General features: G+C 31.4%; 10 protein-coding genes. 5 read left to right on the top strand and 5 right to left on the bottom strand.

What is annotated here, in order from left to right:
• Positions 1–75: 75 nt before the first annotated feature.
• The 4 genes from FYJ80_RS05470 to dnaA form a co-directional block, all read right to left on the bottom strand.
• A complete protein-coding gene (locus FYJ80_RS05470) occupies positions 76–360 on the bottom strand; it encodes a DciA family protein (RefSeq protein ID WP_206360981.1) in 285 nt (94 codons plus the stop codon).
• Positions 350–1,429, bottom strand: coding sequence for a DNA replication/repair protein RecF (gene recF / locus FYJ80_RS05465; protein WP_154425190.1), 1,080 nt, complete (start codon positions 1,427–1,429; stop codon positions 350–352). Before recF ends, FYJ80_RS05470 begins: the two co-directional genes overlap by 11 nt.
• A gap of 2 nt (positions 1,430–1,431) precedes the next feature.
• The gene (dnaN, locus tag FYJ80_RS05460; protein ID WP_154425189.1) at positions 1,432–2,538 is read right to left on the bottom strand and encodes a DNA polymerase III subunit beta; all 1,107 of its coding nucleotides are present in this window, start codon (positions 2,536–2,538) and stop codon (positions 1,432–1,434) included.
• A 466-nt stretch (positions 2,539–3,004) separates the two neighbouring features.
• On the bottom strand, positions 3,005–4,342 hold the full coding sequence (gene dnaA / locus FYJ80_RS05455; protein WP_154425188.1) for a chromosomal replication initiator protein DnaA: 1,338 nt from the start codon (positions 4,340–4,342) through the stop codon (positions 3,005–3,007).
• A 274-nt stretch (positions 4,343–4,616) separates the two neighbouring features.
• Here dnaA and gyrB point away from each other — a divergent pair, with 274 nt between their 5' ends.
• Positions 4,617–6,611 (top strand): DNA topoisomerase (ATP-hydrolyzing) subunit B, encoded by a 1,995-nt coding sequence (gene gyrB / locus FYJ80_RS05450; protein ID WP_154425237.1) that lies wholly within the window; start codon positions 4,617–4,619, stop codon positions 6,609–6,611.
• An 11-nt stretch (positions 6,612–6,622) separates the two neighbouring features.
• Entirely contained in the window at positions 6,623–9,163 is a 2,541-nt protein-coding gene (gene gyrA, locus FYJ80_RS05445) for a DNA topoisomerase (ATP-hydrolyzing) subunit A (protein ID WP_154425187.1), read from the top strand.
• A gap of 2,068 nt (positions 9,164–11,231) precedes the next feature.
• Here gyrA and FYJ80_RS05440 read toward each other — a convergent pair.
• The gene (locus FYJ80_RS05440; RefSeq protein WP_154425236.1) at positions 11,232–11,465 is read right to left on the bottom strand and encodes a NifU family protein; all 234 of its coding nucleotides are present in this window, start codon (positions 11,463–11,465) and stop codon (positions 11,232–11,234) included.
• 121 nt (positions 11,466–11,586) lie between these two features.
• Here FYJ80_RS05440 and FYJ80_RS05435 point away from each other — a divergent pair, with 121 nt between their 5' ends.
• The 3 genes from FYJ80_RS05435 to FYJ80_RS05425 are packed head-to-tail and all read left to right on the top strand — an operon-like array spanning position 11,587 to position 14,237.
• Complete coding sequence (locus tag FYJ80_RS05435) at positions 11,587–12,348, top strand: ParA family protein (protein ID WP_154425186.1); 762 nt, start codon at positions 11,587–11,589, stop codon at positions 12,346–12,348.
• Complete coding sequence (locus tag FYJ80_RS05430; protein ID WP_276984428.1) at positions 12,338–13,276, top strand: ParB/RepB/Spo0J family partition protein; 939 nt, start codon at positions 12,338–12,340, stop codon at positions 13,274–13,276. The genes FYJ80_RS05435 and FYJ80_RS05430 overlap by 11 nt, the downstream gene beginning before the upstream one ends.
• A 10-nt stretch (positions 13,277–13,286) precedes the next feature.
• A complete protein-coding gene (locus FYJ80_RS05425) occupies positions 13,287–14,237 on the top strand; it encodes a peptidylprolyl isomerase (RefSeq protein ID WP_154425185.1) in 951 nt (316 codons plus the stop codon).
• Positions 14,238–14,242: the final 5 nt, after the last annotated feature.

The following is a 14,242-nucleotide window of genomic DNA, read 5'->3' as shown; positions in this document are numbered from 1 at the left end:
AGCGCAGATTTTATAACTCACAGACAAAAATGTCCGATTAGTAACTTTATATGAGATAAGAAAAATGGTCAATATCTACACTAGGTGTATCTTGACATTTTTTATATCATATCTAGGAAATAATTCCTTTATCTTATTTAAAATTAAATTCTGCCTCAAAATAAAGGCACTTTTATATGCAGGATGGTCTATACTTACCTCTAAATTTTCAACATCAATAGTGTCTAACATTACATGAGGATATAAAGCTGGACCAACTATTTCCTTCCATTTAAAAACTACTACTTCCTCTCCAAGACTCTCTTCAACCTTCTTTTGAAAGCTTTTTACGTAATAACCTATTGGAACCTCATACTTCATATAGTTTACCTTCAACAACATTATAATCTAAAAGATCATCTTTTCTTTCATTAAAATAGCTTTCTCGTGGAAGAAAAGTATAAAAAGCCTGACTATAAGAGGTGAGTTCCTCTAAAAATCTTGCTCTTTTTATATCATCAAGCTCTAAAAGAACATCATCTAATAATAAAATAGGATCTTTACCTGTTTTTTCTTTAAATATTCTTGCCTCTGCAATTCTAAATAAAAGAGAAGCTAATCTTATTTGACCTGTTGAGCCTGTTACAACTAAAGGACCATTCTCATCATTAACAGTAAACCTATCACGATGAATACCAGATGTTGTTGTAAGTAGCCTTATATCTCTTTCATGAGTTTCCTTTAAGTGCTCTATTATTGAAGAAACATCATTTAATTCATCCCAAGAGGATTTATATGAAACTGTTATATTTTTATTAGTCCCTGATATTTTTTTATAAAGAATTGGAAATATCTCATTGAATTCATAAACCATATTTCTTCTACTATTCATGATTTCAAAACCATAGGTAGCAAGCTTTTTATCATATATATCTAGTAGTGTTGTTTGATTATTTTTTATCGCTGCATTTCTTTGTGCTAAGACATTTCTATATGCTCTTATGTAATTTAAATAGATAGGGTCATACATACTAAGAGTTTGATCAAAGAATTTTCTTCTCATCTCAGGCTCACCCTTAATAAAATCTATATCCTCATGAATAAATACAATGCAAGGAAATAAATATATTAAATCCTTTCTATCCTTTACTTCCTTTCCATTTAATAAAATCTTTCTTTTATTACCATCAAGAGAGTATGAAACATCATAGCTATCTTCTTCATCCTCAAGCACAGCTGTAAGATTCATTACTCTTTCACCATGCTTTATCATTTCCTTTGATAGCTGCGTTCTAAATGAATTTCCATAGCATAGGGTATACACAGATTCAAGGATATTTGTTTTTCCTTGTCCATTTATCCCTTCAAGAATGATATCGTCCTTATTAAAAAGGACGACACCATTATCTATATTTCTAAAATTATAATATTTTATTGATTTAAATCTCATAATTAACCATGCATTGGCATTATTATGAAGATATAATCCTTCTCTGGATCAGGAACTATTTCCATAGCTGTTGTTGCAGAATTAAAGCATAGCTTAAAGTATTCTGAATCTATTTTCTTAAGAGATGTTACTAAGAATGCATTATTAAATGTAATATTTACATCCTCACCAGAATATTCACAAGAAATAATTTCCTTTGCATCACCTACATCACTAGTTTCACCACTAGCCATAATACCATCTTCCTTAAGCTCTAGGAAAACCTTCTTAGAATTATTCTCAACGAAGATAGATACTCTGTTTAAAGCCTCCAGCATATCAGATACTTTAACTTTACATTCATATTTGAAGCTTTCTGGTATTACTCTCTGATAAGCAGGATAAGTTCCTGTTATTAATGATGAATAAATTAAATGTCCATTAATTTGGGCAAAAATTTGAGTATCTGTAATCATTAAGGAGAAAAGACCCTCTCCAATACCTATATTTGATAAAATCTGTAAAAATTTAACAGGAATGATTGCTGATTTAAAATCAGGAATATCTTGTTCAAATTTCTTTCTAATAAAGCTAAGACGCTTACTATCAGTTGCAACCATTATAACATCATCATCCTTCTTATCAAGGTAAACACCAGTTAAGAAGAATTTTGATTCATCTGTACCAACTGCAAACGAAGTTTTATCTATCATATCAAAGAAATCTCTTTGAGAAAGTGAGAAGAATTGAGTTTCATCAAAAGTAGAAAGAGGTGGAAAGTTTTCAGCAGGAATAGTTCTAATATTAAAGTTAATACTCTTAGAATCCTTTATTGGTGTAATCTTTAATTTTCCATCTTCCTCTAAAAATTCGATATCCATTGAAGGAAGTGATTTTAAAACCTGAAGAAACTTATCACAAGTAACAGTAGTAGCGCCTGGGACCTCTGTTGAAACAGGGAAAGAGGTCATGAAACCCATTTTATTATCAGTACCCTTAATAGTGAGAATATTCTGATAGTTTTCAAGCAAAATATTAGAAGAAATAGAGAGAGAATTTCTCTGACTTGTAAAACTACTAGCATATTCTACTTCTTTTAGTATTGTATCTTTTTGGCAAATGAATTTCATAAATATATATCTACTCCTCTTCGATTATTAATACTGTTATTATAAAGTATATTTCATTTTAGTAATAGTAATATTATAAAGATTTTAATTGTTGAAAACTACTTTTATTTATTATATAGAATAAGATTACATTGTTGAAAAGTTCTACTAAAAAGTTGTTGAAAGAGAATTTAAGATTGTTGAAAACTAGGAAAAGTTTTAGAAATTAAAAAAGTTTTCCAAAGTTTCAACAAAATACCATTTAATTATCAACAGCTTTTAAGATAGTTTTAAACAGGTTATCAACAAGAAATCAACAAAGTTTTCAACAAAAGTAAGATGTCTTCAGCTATAAAAGTAATAATCATAAATTATGTATGATGTAGGGATTCTCTGATTTTAGTTGTTTGTTCTATTAAAAATCGAAGAGAATTTCCCTACTTTTTTATTAAATTAACCTAACTAGAAGAGTAATTGAATAAAATAATTATTTAGATTTTGATTTTATAGTGTTTTCTAGACTATCTAATGCTGCAGCAATGTCAGAATTTTGCTTTCTTTCCTGATCAACCTTATCTATAGAGTGGGTAATTGTAGAGTGGTCTCTATCAAAATAATTACCAATTTCTGTTGTAGAATATTGAGTAATTTTTCTTGTTAAATAGATAGCCAAATTTCTTGCATCTTTAATGATTGCAGTTCGTTTTTTACCTTTAATTTCACTAATTTCTACGTTGTAATAGGAAGCAACTTCTTTAACAATTGTACTGATAGAAATGTCCTGTTCACTAGCCATTGGTGCAGAAATTAGGTTCTTAAGCTGTTCCTGGGCTATTTCTAGAGTAATATTAGTTTTTATTAATTTAGAGTAAGCTATTAATGTAGTAAGTGATCCTTCAAGGTCACGAACATTAGTTTTTATGTTTTCAGCCATGTATGAAATTACAGAATCAAAGATTCTTACATTTTGAGCTTCACATTTCTTTTTTAATATTGCTACTCTTGTTTCATAATCAGGAGCAGTAAGATTTAAATTAAGTCCTCTAGTAAATCTAGATTTAAGTCTATCTGTAAAGCCCTTCAATTCACTAATAGGTCTATCACAAGTAAAAATAATCTGTTTGTTAGCTTCATAAAGGTCATTAAAGGTATGGAAAAGCTCTTCCTGTGTTGATATTTTTTCTTGTAAAAAGTGAATATCATCAATTAAGAGAACATCAGCCTTTCTATATTTGATTCTGAATGAGGAAGCGTTCTTTTGCTGTAATGAATTAATAAAGTCATTAGTAAAAGTTTCAGCAGTTACATAAATAACTTTTTTCTTTGGATTTTCCTTTTCAATGTAGTTTCCTACAGATTGAAGTAGGTGTGTTTTTCCAAGGCCTACACCACCATATATCAAGCATGGGTTGTAGTTTATACCTGGGTTCATGGCAATAGCTTTAGCAGCGTTATATGCAAAATTTGTGTTTTCACAAGGAATAAAGTTTTCAAAGGTATAAATAGGGTTTAAATAAGAATTTTTTCTCTGAATTTCTTCCTCTTCTACCTCTTTTTTATCATCTTCCTCTACAGAAGAAAAATCTGCTTCACCAATGATTGTTTCAATATCAATATGTGAGCCAGTTAGACTATCAATTTTTGATTGTAATTCGCTCTTACAAAAGTTATTGAAGTTTGTAAGATACATTTTTGATGGAAAAGCTAATGTAATAGAATTATTTCCTTCTTTTAAAAAGGAAGCATTAGTAAGCCAAATTTGTTTACCCTTTTGTAAGCTTTTTTGTGTTTCTTCAAGGGCCTCAAGATAATAGTCTTTTAGCATAAGATAGTCCTTCTTGTTCAATTTATCACATTGATTGATGATTCACAATCGTTGTTTTTAATTACTCTTTGTGTATATATTGTGTTTTCTGTATCAATATATATAGTATTTATTTACATTACATGTAAATATAAAGAATAAAAAATTAAGGTGACTTATTGAAGATAACTTTAAAAATTGTTACTATATATATTGTATTATGCTTTTTATAAAAAGCTCTCAAATAAGGTGAGTCAATTTTATGGATGAAACAAAGAAAAACGAAGATCAAACCATGCTTACCGAGGAACCAAATATTGATACAGTAGTAAATGGGTCTGAGGAGTATGATAGTAGTGAAATTCAAGTACTAGAAGGACTAGAGCATGTACGTCTTCGCCCAGGTATGTACATTGGTACTACCGGTATCGATGGTCTTCACCATCTAGTATATGAAGTCCTTGATAATAGTATTGATGAAGCTATGGCTGGATTCTGTGATCAAATTACAATTACATTTGACCACAATGAATATGGTGAGGTTTGTACTGTAGAGGATAATGGTAGAGGTATTCCTGTCGATATACACCCACAGGTTGGTAAGAGTACTCTTGAAGTATGTTTAACAAAGCTCAATGCAGGTGGTAAGTTCGGAAAAGGTGCTTATAAGGTATCTGGAGGACTCCATGGCGTTGGTGTTTCTTGTGTAAACGCTCTTTCCTGCTATTTAGAGGCTACAGTTTATAGAGATGGTAATATTTATAACCAAGTATACCATAGAGGCGTTCCTGTTGAAGATGTGAAGATAATAGGACATTGTGATCCAGATAAGCATGGAACAACAATTAGCTTCTCTCCTGATTTTGAAGTCATGGAGAAAAATAGCTTCAGCTATGAAACACTTTCTAATAGATTTAGGGAATTAAGTTACTTAAATCATGGTATTAGAATTACTATTGTTGATAAGCGTGAGGAAGAAATAAAAACAGAATCCTTCCACTCTGATGGTGGCTTAAGTGAGTTTGTTTCTTATTTAAATGAGTATAAGAAAACATTATTCCAGCCAATATCCTTTGAAGGTGTAAAGGATGATGTAGTTGTTGAAATAGCTCTTCAATACAATGATAAATACGATGAAAAGGTTTTTTCATTTGTAAATAACATCAATACACGTGAGGGTGGTACACACTTAACTGGATTTAAAACTGCTATTCTAATGGCAATTAATAACCAGCTTTCTAAGAATGCTAAAATGCTAAAGAAATTTGGTAATGATAAGCTTGAATCAGCAGATATCTCAGAAGGCTTAACAGGTGTTGTTTCAATAAAGATTCCTAATCCTCAATTTGAGGGTCAAACAAAGATGAAGCTTGGTAATGCTAATGTAAGATTTATTGTGCAGTCATTAGTATATGAAAAGCTAAATAACTACTTTGATGAATTCCCTGGTGATATTGAGCTATTACTTGATAAAGCAATTAGTGCAGCTCTTGGACGTATTGCTGCAAGAAAGGCTCGTGAACAAATTAGAAAAAAGAGCGAAGGTGGTGGCCTTCCAGGTAAGCTCGCAGATTGCTCTGAAAAGGATCCTGCAAAGTGCGAAGTATTTATCGTAGAGGGTGATTCTGCTGGTGGTTCTGCTAAGCAAGGTAGAGATAGAAGATTCCAAGCTATTCTTCCTCTTTGGGGTAAGATGCTCAATGTAGAAAAGGCTCAAGAATATAAGGTTCTTGGAAATGATAAGCTTCAGCCTGTTATTTCTACTATTGGTGCAGGCTTAACAAGGTATAATAACCAGATTGAGGATAGTGAACAAACTTTCGATATTACTAAGGCACGATATCATAAAATCATTATTATGGCCGATGCCGATGTCGATGGATCCCATATTAGGACATTGTTACTCACATTCTTCTTCAGATATATGAGACCGTTAATTGAAGCAGGATATATTTATTTTGCTATGCCTCCACTATACAAAATTACTTTGGGTAAGAAGATTTTCTATGCTTATGATGAAGCAGATAAGAAGCGTATTATCGAAGAAAATTGTGCTGGAATGGATGAAGCAAAGATACCTATTCAACGTTATAAGGGTCTTGGTGAAATGAACCCAGAGCAGCTTTGGGAAACAACTATGAACCCAGAAACAAGATTAATTAGTAAGATTCATCTTGAGGATGCTGAGGAAGCAGATAGAGTATTCTCAATGCTCATGGGTGAGGATGTAGAACCAAGACGTGATTTTATCGAGCAGAATGCTACTTATGTAGCTAATCTTGATGTATAAAGGAAGAAAGTATGGATGATGAAATAACAAAGGCTGATGATATTAACAGCCGTACAATAATAGCTGATGTATCGACTGAGATGAAGACCAGCTATCTGAATTATGCTATGTCAGTTATCATCAGTCGTGCCCTTCCTGATGTACGTGATGGTCTAAAGCCTGTACATAGAAGAATTTTATACGATATGTATGAGATGGGTCTTAAGGCCAGTGGTCCATATAAGAAGTGTGCTCGTATCGTCGGTGATGTACTTGGTAAATATCACCCACATGGTGATGCTTCTGTATATGATGCTCTCGTAAGACTTGCTCAGGATTTCTCACTTAGATATCCAGTTGTTACACCTCAAGGTAACTTTGGTTCTATTGATGGTGACCCACCAGCAGCAATGAGATACACAGAGTCAAAGATGAGTAAAATTGGTGAGGAAATGCTCACCGATATTGGTAAAAATACAGTTGATTTTGGACCAAACTACGATGACTCTCTTGAAGAACCAACAGTACTTCCTGCTGCATTCCCATTTTTATTAACTAATGGTTCCAGTGGTATTGCTGTAGGTATGGCAACAAACATGGCTCCTCATAACCTTAATGAGGTTGTAGATGGTATATGTGCTCTTATTGATAACCCTGATATCTCATCTCTTGAGTTGATAGATTATGTAAAGGGCCCAGACTTCCCTTCTGCCGGTATTATTTGTGGAAAAAAGGGTATAGTTGATGCATTTACTACAGGAAAAGGTAAGGTTGTTATACGTTCACGCTATGAAATTGAAGAAAATGATAAGGGACATGATAGAATCATTTTCACTGAAATTCCATATCAGGTTAACAAAGCAGAGCTTGTAAAGAAGATTGATGATTTAAGAAAGGATAATGCTATTCCTAATATTTCTCAGGTAAGAGATGAATCAGATAGAGATGGTATTAGAATAGTAGTTGAGCTAAAGCAGGGAGCAGTACCAAATATTGTTCTTAATATGCTTTTCAGCAGAACTGCATTACAATCAAACTTCAATATCTACAATCTAGCTCTTAAGGATGGTAGACCAAAGGTTTTAACTCTAAAGGAGATGCTTTCTTCTTATGTTGATCATAGAGAGATTGTTATTGAAAGAAGAACTCGCTATGACCTTCAAAAGGCAGAGGAAAGAGCTCATATTTTAGAGGGCTTAAAGATTGGTCTTGATAATATCGATGAAGTAATTGAAATTATTAAGGCAAGTGAAGATAACAATATTGCATCTCTTGAGCTTCAGAAGAGATTTGGTCTTGATGCTAAGCAAGCCTTTGCTATTATCGATATGAAGCTTGGTAGATTATCTCATTTAGAGACCCAAAAGATTCTAGATGAGTTAGCTGAAATTGAAGCTCAGATTGCTTACTTTAAGGATCTTCTTTCTGATAGAAACAAAATCTTAGCTGTTGTTAAGAAGGAAATTCAAGAAATCGGCCAAAAATATGGTGATAGAAGAAGAACTGAAATTCAAGAGAGAGAGCTTGATAGTACAACAGATGCTGACTTTATCAAGGAAGAACAGGTAGTAGTTCTTATTTCAAACAAGGGCTTTGCTAAGCGTCTTTCTGCTGAAGAATATAAGGCTCAGAGTAGAGGTGGTAAGGGTGTAAGAGGTGCAAAGCTTACAGATGGAGACTTTATTGAGCACCTATTTATTGCATCAAGCCATGATATAGTTATGTATGTTACTAACCTTGGAAAGGCATATTACACATATGTATATGAAATTCCAGAGGGAGCTAAAAACTCTAAGGGAGCTAATATTAAAAACTTCCTTCAGATTGAAAACCAGGAAAAGGTAACATCAATTATCTGTTTTGAGGACTTCAAGGATGGTGAATACCTAATGATGATTACAAAGTATGGTATCACTAAGAAGGTTGAGCTTTCTGCTTTTGTTAATGCAAAGAAGAGAGGTGTAAAAGCTATTATTCTTGATGAAGGTGATAGCCTAGTACAATCTATATTTGTAAACGAAGGCGATGATGTAATGATCGTTTCAAAAACAGGTAAAGGATTAAGAACTTCTTCTGATTCAATTAGAACTATGGGTCGTTCTACTCGTGGTGTAAGAGCAATGAAGCTCTTAGATGATGATGAAATTATCGGTCTTGTAAGAGTTGAAGAAGATAAACGTATTCTCATGGTTACTGAAAATGGTAAGGGTAAACAGGTAAGATTTGAAGAATTCAATTCTCATGGTAGAGCTACTATGGGTCAAAAAATTTACTCTGTTGATGAGAAGACAAGTTATCTTGTAAATGCCTTAGCTGTTAATGATGATAACGATGTAGTATTTGTTTCTCTTAATGGTCAAACAATAAGAGTTCATGTAAAGGATATTTCTATTCAAGGCAGAACTGCACATGGCGTTAAGGTTGCTACTTTCAAGAAAAAGGATGATTACATTGTAGCAATGGCTGCAACTAATTATCAGGAAGAATCTGATGAGGAAGTTGAAATCCCTGAAACAGCAGAAGAAACAGAAGCTTCTAATGATGCTACAAATGATAATCAAACAGAAGAATAATAAATAAACGATAATTTGATTTGCTGTCAGTAAAATTATTACTGGCAGCTTTTTTTTACCCTAAAATAAAAGTGTTTATTATTGTATTTAATATAATAAAACTAGGGTATAACCCTACATGTAACTGTTTCTATATATAGTAATTTAAGAGTAAAAAACCGCGTTTTACGCGTTTAAATGAGGTTTTTAGAAAAAATAAAAAATGATAAAAAAAACTAAGTACTAGGATGTTATTAATTGACTATCTGAATATATATAGTGATGATGACAAGTCCACCAAGGCTCTTATCTTAATGAAATAGCAGTGAAAAAGAGATGTAAGAATAGAAGAAGATATAATTTGCTAATGCATTTGAAGGGACATGAAAAATTAATACTAATGATAAATTTATGCTGATATAGAATTGTATAGACTTAACTTTGATTCTGGTTATCAGTGTTTCACGTGAAACAGTAATATTTTTTAATAAAAATTTTTGCAGACATCGTTTATGAATAATAAAAGGTTTAAATATTAATTATGATTAAGAAAAAAAGTAAAGTTAATATTCTTTTCTTTAATACTTAAACTTCCAATCAGTACAATAAAAAAATAATTTCCCTGAATTCTTAATACACTTTAACAAAGCAATAATGTAATTAATAATATAAACGATTTGGATGTTTTATTTTGATTAGCAAAATTTTTTAGATTAGAAATCATAAGATGTAATAATAGTTGTATATTTTAGCTTTAGTAATTTAAGATGAAGAAAAAGGGTATTTAATAATAAAGATTTAACTTTTTTATTAGTAAGAATAATAAAACTTTATCTTCCATAATTAGATAGTTCTTTTATTTAACCAGAAATTGAAGAAGTTAGATTATCAGTGAAAAAGAAAATTATTTTTTTGCTTGATACTATAGTTGTAAAGTAAAGCTTTTAATGTCAGCTTATTATGAAAACATTTTACTTAATTGGAATACATCTGTTTAAATATAATTAAGTGAAATGTTTTAATAATATGAATTCATTTAAAAATAAAATGTTAAATTAGGTTATTACTTACAGATTTGCTAATTATAAATTATCTTATATATGTTATTGATTATATTAAAAGCAGCAATGCTTACTAGTATTTCAATAAACAATTGTATTTATAAAGAAAGATGTTATTTTTTATTGTTAATATCCAATTGTCAACTTTAGATAATATTAGAGGTTAGTGTTAGAAGAATTTGATAAAATTATAATAGTTTATATATTGCTATTGTTTCACGTGAAACATCAAATTATTTGTTTTAATAACATCTTTTCTAATAAATAAAATTAAAAATTAAATATTATGAATATTTACTTAGTTTTATATCTGATATTAGTTCTTTATTTTTTTACTTTAACATCTTAGCATCGAATATTTTTTGGATGATCTTTAAAAAGAAAAACATATTTTTTTAGTTTTATACTCTGGCTTTTAAATAAAATATTTTAAAGTTGTTATAAAATACATCGAAAATGCTTTCTATTTTTAAATACTAGTAGAGCTAATATACGATAATAAGTATTGAATATGGAATTAAAGGTTATTTTAATATTATTACCTCCTAAAAAGCTGGATTAATAATTAGATTGATTTTTTTTATTAAGTATAAAAAGACTTTTATATTTTTCTTAAGCCTGTGTTTGATCCTGAAGATATTATTATTTTCTATATTGTACGTAGGTTTACTACTTCAATTATAAAAGAAAGAGCTTTATTGGATACTGTCTATTCTTATTGAATAATACTTTGAATTAATAGTGTCCTGTAGTTATTACTGCACCCAGTGCTCTTTGTGTAATAGTAAGTATCACCACGTTATATAGGAAATTTTGTTTACTCTTTTATAATTATTTAAAGAAAGGTCTTTGTTTCTATTTTCTTTTTGATTTATGAAAAGAAATAAAATTTTTTATTATTTTATAATACATTATTTTATTTAACTCTTTGTATTATAAATAATTAATTTGTTTTATTAGATTGTTGTTTCACGTGAAACAATAAAAAAATCTGTCCAATTTGGACAGATTAATTTTTTAAAGTATTATTAAAACTGAAGTGAGTTTTCGACAACGAGTTCTGGATCAACTACATGTCTTAGATACTTTTCTACGCCATTTTTGAGAGTTGCTTGAGACATTGGACAACCAGCACATGCACCAAGTAACTTAACAGATATATTTTTACCTTCCATGCTTACAAATTCGATATCACCACCATCATTTTGGAGTGAAGGTCTAATTTGATTAATTGCATCGATTACTTTTTCTTCAAGTGTCATTTCTGCCATTTAATGAACCTCCGAATAATTGATACACTTAAAATACTACATATTATGATAATCGGTCAAACTGTTTTTTACTGTCGACAATTTTAGAGATAATTAATATATTAAAGACAATATGAGTGCACATAAGTTAATCTTTTTAAATCAAAAAGGTGGTGTTGGAAAAACAACTACTTGTGTTAATCTAGGGTCTGCTCTTGCAGCTCTTGGTTATAAGGTTTTGCTTGTTGATTTTGACTCTCAGGGTAATTTAACTGGATCTGTTTCTGGTGATAGTCGAAAACCAACCTGTTATGATGCTGTTGTAGGTAAGGTTTCTGTTCAAGAAGCAATTCAAGTAACACCTTTTCAAAATCTATTTGTTATTCCTGGTTCCTTGGATTTAGCTGGTTTAAATGTTGAGTTGGTTGATGAAGAAAATAGAGAATTTTTCCTTTCTAAGGCATTAGATCCCATCTCATCAGATTTTGATTTTATCTTTGTTGATTGTCCTCCATCACTAGGACTTATAACAATGAATGCAATGTGTTGGGCTGAGAAAGTAATAATACCTATGCAATGTGAATATTTTGCAATGGAAGGTCTTAATTTGTTAATGAGAACTATTTCATCTGTAAGAAAGACATTGAATCCTAATCTTGAGATACTTGGTGTTTTATTTACTATGTATACTAAGAGAGCTAAATTAAATAATGAGGTTGTTGAGGATATATCTAACTTCTTTCCAGATTTAGTTTTTAAAACAATAATTCCTAGAAGTATTAGACTTGCAGAAGCACCATCATATGGAATGCCGATTAACATCTATGATGCATCAAATTCTGGTACTAAAGCGTACCATAGCCTAGCTAAGGAGGTCTTAGATCGTGTCAACTAAAAAAACACATGGATTAGGCAAGGGAATGGGGTCCTTACTTGGCAATTTTGATTTTGATATTACTCCTGATGTTGTATCAAAGCCAAAAGAAAAGATTACTGTTTCTATGTCTGATGAAGATGTAAAGGATAGAATTCTTTCTATTTCAATTGATAAAATTGAAGCAAATAAGGAGCAACCAAGAAAATCCTTTGACGATAATACATTGCAGGAGTTAGCTGAATCAATTAAAAATCAGGGTGTATTACAGCCTCTTTTAGTTGAGAAAATTAATGATGATAAATATGTTATCGTTGCAGGTGAACGAAGATATCGTGCTGCTAAGCTTGCAGGTCTTAAGGAAGTTCCTGTAATTGTAAAAAGCTTTTCTGAGGTTGAGAGAATTGAAGTAGCCTTAATAGAGAATATTCAGAGAGAAAATCTAAATTCAATCGATGAAGCAGCTGCTTATCAATATCTAATTCAAAAATCTGGATTAACTCAAGAAGAGGTTGCTGAAAAGGTTGGAAAGAAAAGAAGTACAGTTGCAAATAGCTTAAGACTTTTACAGCTTCCAGATTCTATGAAGGATGATGTTATTTCAGGTGTATTATCAGCTGGTCATGCAAGAGCTATTCTTTCTCTTGTTAACCCAAGTGATAGAGCACTACTCAGAGATAAAATCATTGAAAATGAGTTATCTGTAAGAGAAGCAGAATTAGAGGCTGAGCAGCTTAATCAAGGAAAGAAAATAAAAGTTAAAAAGAGTACAAGAGCAAAGGATCCATATGTTCAAGAAGTTGAAGATAAGTTCCTTGAGGCTTTTGGAACTAAAGTAGAAGTAAAAGGTAATTTGAAGAAGGGAAAGCTCGTTATTCAATATTCTAGTAGAGCTGATTTAGAGAGGCTTTATAAAGTACTTGGAAAGAGTGAAGACCTATTTGAATAAAGGAAGTAAGATGGAAAAAAGTGATTTAAAAGATGGTCTCTATGCAGAGATCAAAACAAGTAAGGGCGATATTTTATTAGAGCTTGAATATAAGAAGGTTCCAATGACTGTTATGAATTTCGTTGGACTTGCAGAAGGTGTATTAAATCTTCAGGATGAGGGAGAGCCTTTCTATGATGGCCTTAATTTCCACAGAGTAATCCCTGATTTCATGATTCAAGGTGGATGTCCAAAGGGCGATGGAACAGGTGGCCCAGGCTATAGATTCCCTGATGAATTTGATCCTTCCTTAAAGCACACAGGCCCAGGTATTCTTTCTATGGCTAATGCTGGTCCTGGAACTAATGGTAGCCAGTTCTTTATTACACATGTTGCAACACCATGGTTGGATGGAAAGCATTCTGTATTTGGTCATGTTGTTGAAGGCCAAAACGTTGTAAATAAGATCAAAACTGGTGATAGAATCGAAAGCGTAACTATCATTAGAGTTGGTGAGGATGCTGAAAAATTTGTTTGTACTAAGCAAGCCTTTTCTGATTTAGTTGAGAAGGTAGAAGAGGAAGCAAATAAAAAAGAAGCTGAAGAACAGAAAAAGATTGATAGAGAAATTGATAACCGCTATCCAGGTGCAATTAAAACTCCTTCTGGACTTAAATATGTAGTACTCAAAGAAGGTAGTGGTGATAAGTCTCCTAAATATGGTCAAAATGTTACTGTTCACTACCAGGGTACATTCTTAAATGGTAAAATATTTGACTCCTCTATCTTAAGAGGTGAACCAGCTACATTTAAGATTGGACAGGTAATTGAGGGTTGGAATGAAGCACTTCAGACAATGAAAAAGGGAGAAAAGAGAACTCTAATTATTCCTTATCAGCTTGGATATGGTATCCACGGATACCCAGGAGTTATTCCACCTAAGTCAACATTAATCTTTGATGTTGAGCTCTTAGATTTCTAAAAAAT

It is taken from the genome of Bullifex porci (assembly GCF_009695635.1).
GTDB lineage: Bacteria > Spirochaetota > Spirochaetia > Sphaerochaetales > Sphaerochaetaceae > Bullifex > Bullifex porci.
This window is presented reverse-complemented; position numbering and strand designations above follow the sequence as displayed.